This window comes from Ruegeria sp., assembly GCF_965221235.1.
In the GTDB taxonomy this organism is placed as follows: Bacteria; Pseudomonadota; Alphaproteobacteria; order Rhodobacterales; family Rhodobacteraceae; genus Ruegeria.
Window position 1 is genome coordinate 1,464,467 of sequence record NZ_CBDCRS010000004.1, and the last position, 12,668, is coordinate 1,477,134.

Genomic DNA, 12,668 nt, shown 5'->3' on the forward strand with positions numbered 1-12,668 from the left:
GCGTGCCCAAGATCGACGCCCGTTCCCTGTTTTCGCCGACCGTTCTTCTGGCGCTGGCGCTGATGACGGTCATCGTGATGATGATCCTGCCGATGCCTGCGTGGGTGCTGGATGTGGGGCTGGCGGCCTCATTCGCGCTGGCGATCCTGATCTTTACGCTGACGCTGTTTATCGAGCGGCCTTTAGATTTTTCCTCGTTCCCGACGATCCTGCTGGCCTCGCTAATGCTGCGGTTGTCGCTGAACGTCTCGTCCACCAAGCTGATCATTGGTCAGGGCCATACCGGGCCAAACGCTGCCGGGGACGTCATCGAAGGCTTCGCCGACTTCGTCATGGGCGGCAGTATTTTCCTCGGGCTGGTGGTGTTTGGCGTGCTGCTGATCGTGAACTTCATGGTCATCACCAAAGGCGCCGCACGCATGGCCGAGGTCGGCGCGCGCTTTGCTCTGGATGGAATGCCCGGCAAACAGCTGGCCATCGACAGTGACATGTCTGCCGGGGCCATCGACCACCAACAGGCCAAAGAACGGCGCGAACGTGAACAGCAAGAAACGACGTTCTTCGGCTCACTCGACGGTGCCTCGAAATTCGTAAAGGGCGATGCGGTTGCCGGGCTTTTGATCACGTTGCTGAACCTTGTGATGGGCCTGATCATGGGGGTGATTGTGCATGGGATGCCGATTTCCTCCGCGTTTGAGACCTATGCGATCCTGACCGTCGGTGACGGGCTGGTCTCTCAAATTCCGGCGGTGATCATCTCCATCGCCTCGGCTCTGCTGCTGGCGCGGGGCGGCACACAAGGGGCGACTGACAACGCGATCTTCTCGCAACTCGGCAAACATCCGGCCGCGCTGGGAACGGTTGCAATCCTGATGGTGCTGTTCGCGCTGGTCCCCGGCCTGCCCTTCCTGCCATTCATTTTAGGCGCGGGCGTGCTGGGCTTTGCGGCTCACAACGTTCACCGCAAACAGCAGGCGGAACAAGCCGAGGCGCTCAGCCCCACGCCACAGGACGACACGCCGGTCTCGCAGGCCATCGGCGACATTCTGGATCTGGACGACGTGCATCTGGAGTTCGCCCCCGATCTGGTCAGTATGGTCCTGAACCCCGGCACCGGGCTGGATGCGCGGATTGCCAATATGCGGACCTATGTCGCCTCGACCTTTGGCCTGATCCTGCCCGACATCCGCCTGACCGACCGCGCCGATCTGCCGATGGGCACCTATGTGGTCAAAGTGCAGGGTGTCGAACAGGCACGCGGTGAGCTGAACCCCGATCTGGTGCTGGCGCTGGTGCAGGACGACCGCGACATGCTGCCCGAGGGCAATGACGTGACCGAGCCCGTCTACGGCGCCCCGGCCCGCTGGATTCTGCCCAAAGATCAAGAGGCCGCCGCAATGAGCGGGGCCACCATTGTCTCTCCGCCCGAGATTCTGGCGACGCATCTGCTGGAGATCATCAAACAGAACTTCTCGCGCCTGCTGACGCTGAAATCCCTGCGCCGCCTGCTGTCCGAAATGACACGCCTCAGCGATCCTGTCCGCGCCGAGGCCAACCGCAAGCTGCTGGACGAGTTGATCCCCGACAAGGTGCCAATCGACACATTGCACGCGGTGCTGCGGCTGCTGCTGGACGAGCGTGTCTCGATCCGCAACATGGCGCTGATCCTTGAAAGCGTGGCCGAGGCACGGCTGACCACAACCCAGCCCGAAGGCATCTGCGAACTGGTCAGGCAACGGCTGGGCTTTCAGCTGGTCGCCGAGTTGAAACGCGAGGATGGCTCGATTCCGCTGATCCAACTGGCCCCGGAATGGGAGGATACGTTCGTCACCTATCAGATCGACGCGCCCGCATCCGGGCTGGACGTGGCGTTGCCGCCGAACCTGTTCAACAAGCTGGCTGACGGGGTGACCGACAGCGTGGCGCAATCCGCCGATCACGGGCTGTTTCCGGCCGTAGTGACAACGACACGGCGACGTCGGTTGCTGCGCACTATCATGCACGCCCGCGGTATCGCCAACCCGGTGCTATCCTTTGAGGAAATCGGGCTTGAGGCGCGCCCGGCGCTGGTCGGAACGGTGCCCGCGTGATCGCCTTGCCGCCCGAGCTTTTGCCCCAGTTGGGCGAAGGCCTTTGGCATCTGTTCGCGGTGTTTCTGCGCGCCTCGGCCATGGTTTCACTTCTCCCCGCCTTTGGAGAACGGAGCATCCCGACACGGGTCAAGTTCGGGATTGCCGCCGCGTTTACGCTGATCGTCACACCGGCAATTCCAGCTCCGGTTGCCCAACCCGGTTGGCTGCCGATGGTGCAGATGGTTCTGACTGAGGTGCTGGTTGGGGTGGCACTGGGCATGGCGCTGCGGCTGTTTGTGCTGGCTCTACAAACCGCCGGGTCGATTGCCGCGCAGGCGACATCGCTTTCGCAAATTCTGGGCCCGGCGGCGGCTGACCCCGTTCCTGCAATGGGCTATCTGCTGACCCTGGCCGGGCTGACCTTGGCCGTTTTGATGGGCCTGCATATCCGGGTCGCTCAGTTTCTGATCCACAGCTACACATTGTTTCCGATGGGGTCTGCTCCGCTGGCCCCCGATCTGTCACATTGGGGCGTTCAGCAGGTCGCGCGTAGCTTTGGGTTGGCGTTTGCGTTGGCCATGCCATTCGTTATCGCCTCACTGATTTACAACCTTGCGCTTGGGGTTATCAACCGCGCGATGCCGCAGCTGATGGTGGCGTTTGTCGGCGCTCCGGCCATCACTTTCGCTGGCCTGTTCCTTCTGTTCGCAGGTGCGCCCCTGATCCTGTCGGTCTGGTCGGATACCATGTTTTCTTTCATGCTCAACCCGCTTGAGGACCCAAGATGAGCGGGTCCGACGACGACAGCGACAAGTCCTACGAACCGACACCGCAAAAACTGCAAAAAGCGCGTGAAAAGGGTGAGGTCGCAAAATCCAACGATCTGTCCGTCGTCGCGGCTTACACCGGATTTCTGATTGCATTGTTTATGGCCGGGCAGTTCAGCGTTCAAAACATGGGCAGCCTGTTTGTTGTGCTGATCGACCAGGTCGACGGGATTGCCCCTTTGTTAACCGATGGCCCCGCTGCCAGCCCGGTCGGGGGGATGGTGAAATCCGCGCTGCTATCAGTCACGATCCTGTTCGCCCTGCCCGCCTCGGCCGTGTTGCTCAGCCTGATTGCCCAGCGCGCGCTGATCTTTGCACCTACCAAGCTGAAACCGAAACTGTCCCGCATCTCGCTGATCTCGAACGCCAAGAACAAGTTTGGACGCGGCGGCCTGTTCGAATTCGCAAAAAGCTTTGTGAAACTGATGATCTACGGCACCTGTCTGGCGCTGTTTCTCAAGGCCAACCTGAATGAGATCGTTTCGGCCAGCGCCGCGCCCGCGCGGTCTTCGGTCATGTTGATGATGAATTTCCTGTTTCGCTTTCTGTTCATCGTCATTGCGGTCGCTCTGGCGATCGGCGTGGTGGACTATCTGTGGCAACACGCTGAGCACATGCGCAAGAACCGCATGTCGCGCAAGGAAATCCAGGATGAGACCAAGGATGCCGAAGGGGATCCGCATGTTAAACAGCAACGCCGCCAACGCGCCCAGGATATCGCCACCAACCAGATGATGTCGGATGTGCCAAAGGCGGATGTGGTGATCGTCAATCCGACCCACTACGCAGTCGCGTTGAAATGGGCCCGAACGGCCGGATCGGCCCCGGTTTGCGTGGCCAAGGGCATGGATGAGGTGGCCGCCGCCATTCGCGCCTCGGCCATCGAGGCCGGTGTGCCAATTCATTCCGATCCGCCAACAGCGCGCGCCCTGCATGCAGCGGTCGAAATCGGGCAGGAAATCGCAGAGGAACATTATCGCCCGGTCGCAGCCGCAATCCGGTTTGCCGAGGCGATGCGCAAAAAGGTGAAAGGGCAGATCAGATGAAACAGGACGGTTTGTCAGATCTGCAAAACGTCACCGAGGCGGCGTTTCAGAAGGAATACAACACCCTGCGCCCTGTGCTGGAGGCCGAGGCGCGCGTGCAGCAACAATTGGCACGACTCGACGTTCAGGTCCGGCAATCGCGAGAGGATTGCGCTGCTGCGGAAGGCTATCGCGTGACCGGCACCGATGTGCTGTGGAACGGGTGGGAGTCGGCCACACGTCGCCAGCTGAATATGGAACTGGCGCGGCTTCGGGCGCAGAAGTTAGCAGCGCTGCAAGCATTGCGCACTGCCTTTGGCCGCAAGCAGGCTGTCGCCAATTTGTCGGCAGCTCAGAAAGATGCGCGACGACGTGCCCTGAACAAAAAGCTGTCGTCGTTCTGACCCCCTCGCCGGGATCAAACATCCTGACGGCTGACACTCATGATCAGAACTTGCGACACGTCATCCCCCAGATCCTTGCGCGCGGTTTCCAGCAAAGCTTTGCGCAACACGGTCATATTGTCAGACTCCGTAAACGCTCCGTCGAAGCCACCAATATTGGCGTGGTCAAACATCACCTGCAAAAACCCGTCTCGCAGCTTTGGTTCCAGCGCATAAAAGGCCTCGGTCATGCCGGGCGTGACCTCAAGGCTCAGCGACATCGTGACCAAAGCCGCGATGCGATCCGAGTCCACGACAGGGACCACAAACTGCTTGGTCAGCTTCAGGTACTCATATTCGCTTACCTTGTCTTTTTTGTCCGTCTTTTTGGCGGATTTCTCCTTTGCCTTCGGTTTGTCTTCCTTGGCGTTGGACTTTTCTTCTTTCGCCGTCTCTTTCTCGTCGCCGGACGGGGCCAGAGCAACTCCGGCACCGATACCGGCGCCCAGTCCGACCAGCAAAAACACCACGGGTAGCAGTTTCTTCATCACATCTGCTCCTTAATACGGCAGTATGGCATCAAGGATCTGCTGACCATATCGCGGTTGTTGCACATCGGTAATCTGGCCGCGCCCGCCATAGGACACCCGGGCCGAGGCGATTTTGTCGTAAGTGATCTCATTCTTGCGCGAGATGTCCTGCGGCCGCACATATCCCTGAACCAACAGCTCGCGCAGCTCAAAATTGACGCGCAATTCCTGCGAGCCCGAGATCGACAGCACTCCGTTCGGCAAGACATCGACTACGGTTGCGGCAACGCGCAGCGTCAGCTTTTCCTTGCGCTTGACCGACCCCTCGCCCGAACTTTCCGAGGACGAGTCAATCTCAACCGCATCCGCCAGCGACGCCCCATCCGGCAAGTGATCCTGCGCACGTTGCGGCAGGCCGAACAGCCCCGCAATTCCCAGGCTCTCCGACGCCGACCGCGACCGTTCCGTATCGTTCGAGAATTCGGCCTTTTCATCCAGCTCGATCACAACGGTCAGGATATCGCCCTTCTTGATCGCCCGCTGATCCCCCAGCAAAGAGTTCTGCCCGCCACTCCACAACGATGACTGATCAACAGTGCGCTGCGGTTGCGTATGCAGGGGCAAGCCCGGCCACAGCATCGCGACATGTTCAGGGGAATCCTCGTTCGGAGTGAAGCTTGGAGGTTTTCCCAGATGATCGACGCGACCACAGGCCGACACGACCAGCACGGCGCATAACAAAGATTTTGAAAGTGCTGACATCATTTCACCTCGATTTGACCATCCGGGCGGATCACGCCGGTGACGGTGGTGCGGGAGGACAGGTTCATCACCCTTATGCGATCTCCGGCGGCACCACGGCCCAGTGCGCGTCCTTCCGCCGTGATCGACAGGGGCTGGCGGTCAAAGACCAGAACCACCAGATCGTTACGATCAACCAAAGCGGGCGGACCCACGTCGCCCGCGCGGATGGGACGCCCGGGATACAGTGCGATGCGAGCCTCCTGCCCGATCAGAAACTCTGGATTGGACACCGCTCCAGACACCTGCTGCGCTTTCAGCTCCAGATCGGTGGCTGAAATAATCTCTTTGGCGCGGATGGTGCGTGTTGGCACGACAATGTCAGCCCAGACGGACGCCGGGGCCAGCAGCGATATCAGGATCAGAGCCCGCATCACCGCACCTGTGTCGTTGCGCCCATCATCTGATCGACGGCGGAAATGACCTTGGCGTTCATCTCGTATCCGCGCTGCGCCTCAATCAATTCGGTCACTTCACGCACGGCATCGACCGAGCTGTCCTCAAGATAGCCCTGCCGCAGGGTACCCAGACCGTCTTCGCCCGGAGTGCCAACAACCGGCGCGCCCGAGGCTTCGGTCTCGCGGAACAGGTTGCTGCCGATCGCCTCAAGCCCTTTGGCGTTCGAGAAGCTGGCCAGCGTGATTTCCCCCAGCAACTGCCCCTCGGGCGCGTCGTCGAAATAGGCATAGACCTCACCTGACGCGTTGATCGAGATCGACCGGGCGTCATCGGGGATGGTGACTTCGGGCGCAACCGGGTAGCCATCAGACGTCACGATCAGCCCCTCAGCCGAGCGTTTCAGACTGCCATCGCGGGTGAAACCGGACTGACCATTCGTAAGCGTCACCTCAAGATAGCCGCGACCTTCGATGGCGACATCCAAATCGCTGCCGGTAGCCGACAAAGCGCCCTGCGCCAACTGCACCGAGACCGCTGACGGACGCACGCCGAGGCCCAGCTGAATACCCGTTGGCAAGACGGTTCCATCATTGGCGTTCACCGCCCCGGCCCGCGCCATCTGCTGATAGTGCAGATCCGCAAACTCGGCCCGGCGTGCGTTGTAGCCGGTGGTATTGGTGTTCGCGAGGTTGTTCGAGATCGTTTCGACCCGCATCTGCTGCGCGGTCATGCCCGTTGCTGCAATTTTCAAAGCCCGCATGTTGAAATCTCCTTTTTACAAATCAACGCATCAGCGCCTTGAGCGCGCCGCGCAGACGTTCATCTTCGGTTTCCAGAAAGCTTTGGCCCAGCTCATAGGCGCGCTGGATTTCCACCAGCCGCGTCACCTGCTCGACCGCGTTGACGTTGGACCCTTCGAGGAAACGGTGCAGGACCACGGGGCTTTCGACCGGATCAATCGCGCCTTCGGCCCGGAACTGGGTACTGCCTTCACGCACCAATGTCTTGGGATCCTCCACCCGGTAGACGCCGATCTGCCCAAGCAACTGGCCTTCAATGCTCAGCGTGCCGTCGCTGCCCACATCAATTGAGGCTGCATCCGGCGGGATAAAGACCGGCGCGCCGTTGCTGTCCAGAACCCGGTGGCCGTCCATCGTGACCAGATCACCATCGGCGCTGGGGGAAAAAGCACCCGCCCGTGTCAGACGGTTGCCCGAGGGCGTTTCGACCATAAAAAACCCATCGCCTTCGATGGCGAAATCGAACTGCCCTCCAGTTTCAGTCAGCAGCCCTTGTTGCAGCGATGTATTGCGCACCTCGGCCCGCGCCATGGACAGGGACGGATTGCCCGGCATGTCGCGAACGAATTCGGAAAACACCAAACCCTGCGCCCGGTATCCGGTGGTGTTCGCATTGGCGATATTGTTCGCCACCAGCCGCATTTCATTCATCAGCCCGGACTGGCGGGACAGGGTGGTATAGGCAGTATCCATCAGCGACCTCCAGCGATCAACGGGATGAGAGTTGTGGTGAAAAACGTCACAAGCGTCTGGGTCATGAAGCCCATGGAAATCCAGAACACGATGACGATGGCGATCAGCTTGGGGACGAAGGTCAGCGTCATCTCCTGCACCGAGGTCAGCGCCTGAAACAGGCCGACGATCAGGCCCGAGACCAGCGCGACCGCCAGAATTGGGACCGAGGTGATCACCGCGACCCACAGCGCCTGACGCACGATGTCATAGAAGAGACCTTCGCTGAGCATCACGTCAGACCGGCATCCGCAGGATTTCCTGATAGGCCTCGACCACTTTGTTGCGGACTATGACCGCCGTTTCCACGGCCAGTTCGGTTTGCGCCAGCGCCTGAACCAGCGCATGCGGATCGGCTTGGCCGGTCATGGCGGCCTCGGACATATGCTCGGACTGTTTCAGCGTCGCGGTGAAATCCTGGAACGTGTTGCGCAGCCCCTGCGCCATTCCGGCGTGGTCGGGATCGGCCTGCGTGGCCGGGCGGGCGACGGCATAATTCTGTGCTGCGGTCAGGGATCGGATATCCATTCTGGTGTCCTTTATTTTCTGAGGAGTTCCATCAGGCTCGACGACATCTGGCGTGTCTGGTCGAACATCTTGAGATTGGCTTCGTAGCTGCGCTGCGCCTCACGCGCGTCGGCGATTTCGATCATCAGATCGACATTCGAGCCGCGATAGTGACCGGTTTCATCCGCCATCGGGTGACCGGGATCGTAGACCCGAGACCCATCACGGCGGTCCAGCTTGACCCGCCCGGCCTGCACCACCTGCTGGCCGTCCTTCTGGACCGTCTCAAATGGCACAGTCTTGCGACGATAACCGGGCGTGTCGGCGTTCGAGATATTCTCGGACACATGCCGCAGGCGGGCCGATTGCGCGCGCAGGGCGCTGGTCGAGGCGGCGAGGGAATGGGAAAAATCGCTCATGTCTGACGCTCCTTATGACCGACCGAGGCTGCTGCGCAGGATGTTCATCGAGGATTTGTAGATGGTCAGCGCGCGGTCATGCTGACGCTTGACCTCAATCGCTTTGAACATCTCTTCCTCAACGGACACGCCGTTGCCATTGGGATCACCCGAAGGCGCGACCTCATATTCGGCCCAGGGCTGTGGGCCGGAAGCACCATTCAGATGCCCGGCGCGGGTGGCGGTCATCGAGACCTCACGGCCCGACTTTTCGAATGCTTTCTGAAAGGCCTCGATATCGCGGGGCTGGTAGCCCGGCGTATCCGCATTGGCCATGTTGCGCGCCACCACGGCCTGCCGTTGCCCGGCATGGGTTGCCATTGCGTACGCGGTCTTAAAGACGTTCAGGTCATAGAACATCGGGGCTTCTCCCTCGATCAATTTCAATCAAGGCTTAACCCCGATTCCTTTAGAAAGCGTTTTCAGAAACCCGTTGGAGAACCCACGATGTCCGATCTCGACCCGATGCTTCTGAAATCCGAATTCGACCGCCTGTCCGCCGTGCGTCACATGGGCCGCGTGTCCGGCGTGGCCCGCGGAGTCGTTGAAATACAGGGGCTTGAGGGGCATGCCCGCATCGGGGATCACCTGACGCTGCGACGGCGCAGCGGGCCAGATCTGGCCGGAGAGGTTCTGCATGTCGAATCGGAAATGATTCACATGATGCCGACGGCGGCTCCTGATGGAGTCTGTCTGGGCGACCGGGTGATTCTGGATCAGACGCCCGCTTTTGCGCCGGGGATGCACTGGCTGGGACGGGTGGTTGATCCGTTCGGTAAACCGCTGGACGGGAAGCCTCTGCTATCGGGCACGCAGGAGCAATACATCATGCGCGCTCCACCCCCGGCTGTGAACCGCAAGCCACTGGGCGCGCGGATGGAGACCGGGCTGGCGATGCTCAACACTATGCTGCCCGTGGTGCAGGGCCAGCGGATCGGTCTGTTTGCCGGGTCGGGTGTGGGCAAATCCACCCTGCTGGCAACGCTGGCCAAGTCGATGCAGGCAGACGCGGTAGTGGTTGCGCTGATAGGTGAGCGTGGGCGTGAGGTGAATGAGTTTGTAGAACACGCGCTTGGGGCCGAAGGGATGAAACGCTCGGTCGTTGTGGCGGCGACCTCGGACCAGTCTGCCCTTGCACGCAGGCGTTGCGCGTGGTCGGCAATGTCGGTGGCCGAGTTTCTACGCGATCAGGGGCTGAACGTTTTGTTCCTCGCCGATTCGGTGACCCGTTTTGCCGAAGCGCATCGCGAGATCGCGGTTGCGATGGGTGAAGCGCCTTCGCTGCGCGGATTTCCTCCGTCGGTGACGCCTTTGATTGCGGGTCTTTGCGAACGGGCTGGTCCCGGCGCAGCCGATCAGGGCGACATCACCGCCGTGTTCAGCGTTCTGGTCGCCGGGTCGGACATGGACGAGCCGGTGGCCGATATTCTGCGCGGCGTGTTGGACGGGCATATTGTTCTCAGCCGTGACATTGCCGAGCGCGGGCGCTTCCCGGCCATCGACCTCAGCCGCTCGGTCTCGCGCAGCCTGCCGGGGGCGGCCACGCCGGAAGAAAACCAGATGATCTCGGAGGTTCGTAAACTGGTTGGCAGCTATGAGCAGTCCGAAGTGATGATCAAGGCTGGGCTCTATGCCGAGGGCGCAGACCCGCTACTGGATCAGGCCGTTCGCGTGCATGAAGAACTAGACGCGTTCTTCGGCAAATCCGAACCAGCCAGCATCCAGAACAGTTTCAATCGCCTGCAACTAATCCTGCGGCGCGCCGGTGCAAACCCGCCGCGCTAGGGAAATCCGGACAGTTTTAAGTGTTAAGCCCACCTTAAGACCTGCCCGGCTACGCCTGTAGTTGGGTGATAGAAAAAGGTGGTGGAGATGGGTGCGCAATCCAATGCGGCGCCAATCATCATCAAGAAGAAACGTGTGTCCGGTGGCGATGGCCACCACGGTGGCGCGTGGAAAGTCGCATATGCCGACTTTGTCACGGCCATGATGGCGTTCTTCATGTTGATGTGGCTGCTGAACGCGACGACGGAAACTCAACGAAAAGGGCTGGCGGATTACTTCTCGCCGACGATTCCGGTGAACCCGGTTTCAGGCGGCGGTGACGGGGCCTTTGGCGGCAACAACATGTTTTCCGAAGAGACCATGGTGATGGATGGCTCGGGGGCTGCCAAACGGCATCCGACTATTGCGCGGCAGGCCCGCGGGTCGATCGGGGTAAATCCCGATGGCGGCAAAGAGGCGTCCGAGGATTTTTCGACGCTCGAAGCACAGCTGCTGGGCCGCACCGGGGAAAGCATGATTTCGGACAAGGTGCTGAAACACATCGTTACGCGCGTCACGGACGAAGGGCTGGTGGTCGAGTTGTTCGACACCGAGGATCAGCCGCTGTTCGAATCGGGCACGGACGAGCCGACGCCGATGATGCGCGCGCTTTCACTGTTGGTGGCGCGGTCTTCGGATCTGGTAACGAACGATGTCGCGGTCGAAGGTCATGTCCGCGCCTCGCCCCTTGTCTTGGCGCGCGATCCGTCCTGGGATGTGTCGACCTCACGCGCACAGGTGGTGCGGCAATTGCTTGAGGATAAGGGGTTTGCAACGTCGCGGCTGGATCGTGTGACCGGCCACGCCGACCGGGAATTGACCGATAAGAACCCGATGGCCGTGCGCAACAACAGGATAGAGATCATCTTTCTGCGCAACTCCTGACGATCTCAGGATAGATGGCATTTTACCTGTTAGCGCGCTGTTAAGAGGCAGTGCGCTAGCTGTTGCAACAACGATTGACGCAACAGAAGGGCGTGCCAATGACGATTTCCTCCTCGCTGAATGCCGGTGTGGCCTCATTGAAGGCCAACGCCAACCGGCTGGCCACCATTTCGGACAACATCGCGAATTCTTCGACTTTCGGTTACAAACGGGTCGAAACCGATTTTCATTCCATGGTCACAACCGGACAGGGGGGCAGCTATTCGGCGGGTGGGGTTCGGACCACGAGCCAGCGCATGATCGACCAACGCGGATCGCTTGTGACCACGAACAACTCGACCGATCTGGCGGTGCGCGGGCGGGGGATGCTGCCGGTGCGCCCAAGCTCACAGATCGCGGGCGGCTCGAACGAAATGCTACTGACCACAACCGGATCGTTCCGCACCAATGAGGAAGGCTATCTGGTCTCTGAATCCGGCCTTGTTCTGCTGGGCTGGCGCGCCAACCCGGACGGGTCCATCCCATCGGTGCCGCGAGACACCCCGGCAGCGCTGGAGCCTATTCAGCTCAGCGTCAATCAACTGTCAGGTGCTCCGACCACGCAGATGAACCTGCGCATGAACCTGCCCGCAACCGCGACCGACGCCGGAGCGCCGGGGGATATGCAGCCCTTGTCCGTTGAGTATTTCGACAATCTGGGGAAATCCGAAAGCGTCGATATCGAGTTGATCCCGACGGTCCCGGCGACCGGGTCCAGCAACGAATGGACAATGGTGTTACGGGATTCGGCCTCGGGCGGTGCAGTGATCGGAGAATACACGCTGACCTTTACCGACAGCCGCACCGCGGGCGGTACACTGGCCAGTGTGGCGGCTGTGTCCGGCGGCGCGTATGACCCTGTGACTGGCAGCGTGGTCGTCAACGTCGCGGGCGGCCCGATGGAGATCAATATCGGCCAGATCGGCGACGCCGATGGCATCACACAATTGTCGGACACCTTCGCGCCGGTGTCGATCACGCGCGACGGATCGGCCGTGGGTACAATGACCAGCGTTCAGGTCGATGAGAACGGATATGTCTATGCGTTCTATGACACCGGCGTCAGCCGCCGCATGTTCCAGATCCCGCTTGCCGATGTTCCCAACCCCAACGGCCTGACCGCGCTGGACAGCCAGACCTACGCCCCGTCGCGCGACAGCGGCACGTTTTTCCTGTGGAATGCAGGTGAAGGCCCGACTGGCGACCTCGTATCCTTTGCGCGCGAGGAATCGACCACCGATATCGCAACCGAGCTGACCTCGCTGATCCAGACGCAACGCGCCTATTCCTCAAGTGCGACGGTGATTCAGACCGTTGATGAAATGTTGCAGGAAACCACCAACCTCAAACGCTGATTTGAGCTCTGATCCGGAAAGGGGGGCTGTC

The 12,668-nt window shown here is 60.6% G+C and carries 16 protein-coding genes; 7 read left to right on the forward strand and 9 right to left on the reverse strand.

Translation table 11 applies throughout. The features are described 5' to 3' along the window. The first annotated feature begins 2 nt into the window (after nt 1-2). The 4 genes from flhA to ACOQOY_RS10445 are packed head-to-tail and all read left to right on the forward strand — an operon-like array spanning nt 3 to nt 4,328. Nucleotides 3-2,090 carry a flagellar biosynthesis protein FlhA gene (gene flhA, locus ACOQOY_RS10430; protein ID WP_420585362.1) on the forward strand — a complete coding sequence of 696 codons (2,088 nt, stop codon included), beginning with the start codon at nt 3-5 and terminating at the stop codon, nt 2,088-2,090. Continuing rightward, entirely contained in the window at nt 2,087-2,860 is a 774-nt protein-coding gene (locus ACOQOY_RS10435; RefSeq protein WP_420585363.1) for a flagellar biosynthetic protein FliR, read from the forward strand. Before flhA ends, ACOQOY_RS10435 begins: the two co-directional genes overlap by 4 nt. Beyond that, nucleotides 2,857-3,945, forward strand: a complete 1,089-nt coding sequence (gene flhB, locus ACOQOY_RS10440) for a flagellar type III secretion system protein FlhB (RefSeq protein WP_420585364.1) — start codon at nt 2,857-2,859, stop codon at nt 3,943-3,945. The genes ACOQOY_RS10435 and flhB overlap by 4 nt, the downstream gene beginning before the upstream one ends. Then, nucleotides 3,942-4,328, forward strand: coding sequence for a hypothetical protein (locus ACOQOY_RS10445; protein WP_420585365.1), 387 nt, complete (start codon nt 3,942-3,944; stop codon nt 4,326-4,328). The genes flhB and ACOQOY_RS10445 overlap by 4 nt, the downstream gene beginning before the upstream one ends. 14 nt (nt 4,329-4,342) lie before the next feature. Here the strand turns inward: ACOQOY_RS10445 and ACOQOY_RS10450 are convergent, their stop codons facing one another. Genes ACOQOY_RS10450 through ACOQOY_RS10490 form a run of 9 tightly spaced genes read right to left on the reverse strand, consistent with a single transcriptional unit; the run spans nt 4,343 to nt 8,894 of the window. Further along, the gene (locus tag ACOQOY_RS10450) at nt 4,343-4,858 is read right to left on the reverse strand and encodes a flagellar basal body-associated protein FliL (protein WP_420585366.1); all 516 of its coding nucleotides are present in this window, start codon (nt 4,856-4,858) and stop codon (nt 4,343-4,345) included. A 9-nt stretch (nt 4,859-4,867) separates the two neighbouring features. Beyond that, nucleotides 4,868-5,599, reverse strand: a complete 732-nt coding sequence (flgH, locus tag ACOQOY_RS10455) for a flagellar basal body L-ring protein FlgH (RefSeq protein WP_420585367.1) — start codon at nt 5,597-5,599, stop codon at nt 4,868-4,870. Next, on the reverse strand, nt 5,599-6,012 hold the full coding sequence (gene flgA, locus ACOQOY_RS10460) for a flagellar basal body P-ring formation chaperone FlgA (protein WP_420585368.1): 414 nt from the start codon (nt 6,010-6,012) through the stop codon (nt 5,599-5,601). The genes flgH and flgA overlap by 1 nt, the downstream gene beginning before the upstream one ends. Next, nucleotides 6,012-6,797: a flagellar basal-body rod protein FlgG gene (gene flgG / locus ACOQOY_RS10465; protein WP_420585369.1), complete on the reverse strand. Its 786-nt coding sequence runs from the start codon at nt 6,795-6,797 to the stop codon at nt 6,012-6,014. The genes flgA and flgG overlap by 1 nt, the downstream gene beginning before the upstream one ends. 22 nt (nt 6,798-6,819) lie before the next feature. Further along, nucleotides 6,820-7,530 carry a flagellar hook-basal body complex protein gene (locus ACOQOY_RS10470; protein WP_420585370.1) on the reverse strand — a complete coding sequence of 237 codons (711 nt, stop codon included), beginning with the start codon at nt 7,528-7,530 and terminating at the stop codon, nt 6,820-6,822. After that, entirely contained in the window at nt 7,530-7,802 is a 273-nt protein-coding gene (locus tag ACOQOY_RS10475) for a flagellar biosynthetic protein FliQ (protein WP_058282142.1), read from the reverse strand. Before ACOQOY_RS10475 ends, ACOQOY_RS10470 begins: the two co-directional genes overlap by 1 nt. A 4-nt stretch (nt 7,803-7,806) precedes the next feature. After that, nucleotides 7,807-8,097 (reverse strand): flagellar hook-basal body complex protein FliE, encoded by a 291-nt coding sequence (gene fliE, locus ACOQOY_RS10480; RefSeq protein WP_420585371.1) that lies wholly within the window; start codon nt 8,095-8,097, stop codon nt 7,807-7,809. Between the two features lie 11 nt (nt 8,098-8,108). After that, entirely contained in the window at nt 8,109-8,495 is a 387-nt protein-coding gene (flgC, locus tag ACOQOY_RS10485) for a flagellar basal body rod protein FlgC (protein WP_420585372.1), read from the reverse strand. Nucleotides 8,496-8,507: 12 nt separating this feature from the next. Beyond that, nucleotides 8,508-8,894 (reverse strand): FlgB family protein, encoded by a 387-nt coding sequence (locus ACOQOY_RS10490; RefSeq protein WP_420585373.1) that lies wholly within the window; start codon nt 8,892-8,894, stop codon nt 8,508-8,510. Between the two features lie 87 nt (nt 8,895-8,981). Here ACOQOY_RS10490 and ACOQOY_RS10495 point away from each other — a divergent pair, with 87 nt between their 5' ends. From ACOQOY_RS10495 to ACOQOY_RS10505, 3 genes are all read left to right on the forward strand, one after another. Continuing rightward, nucleotides 8,982-10,319, forward strand: a complete 1,338-nt coding sequence (locus ACOQOY_RS10495; protein ID WP_420585374.1) for a FliI/YscN family ATPase — start codon at nt 8,982-8,984, stop codon at nt 10,317-10,319. Between the two features lie 87 nt (nt 10,320-10,406). Then, nucleotides 10,407-11,243 (forward strand): flagellar motor protein MotB, encoded by an 837-nt coding sequence (locus ACOQOY_RS10500; RefSeq protein WP_420585375.1) that lies wholly within the window; start codon nt 10,407-10,409, stop codon nt 11,241-11,243. A 98-nt stretch (nt 11,244-11,341) separates the two neighbouring features. Next, entirely contained in the window at nt 11,342-12,637 is a 1,296-nt protein-coding gene (locus tag ACOQOY_RS10505; protein ID WP_420585376.1) for a flagellar hook protein FlgE, read from the forward strand. Nucleotides 12,638-12,668 lie beyond the last annotated feature (31 nt).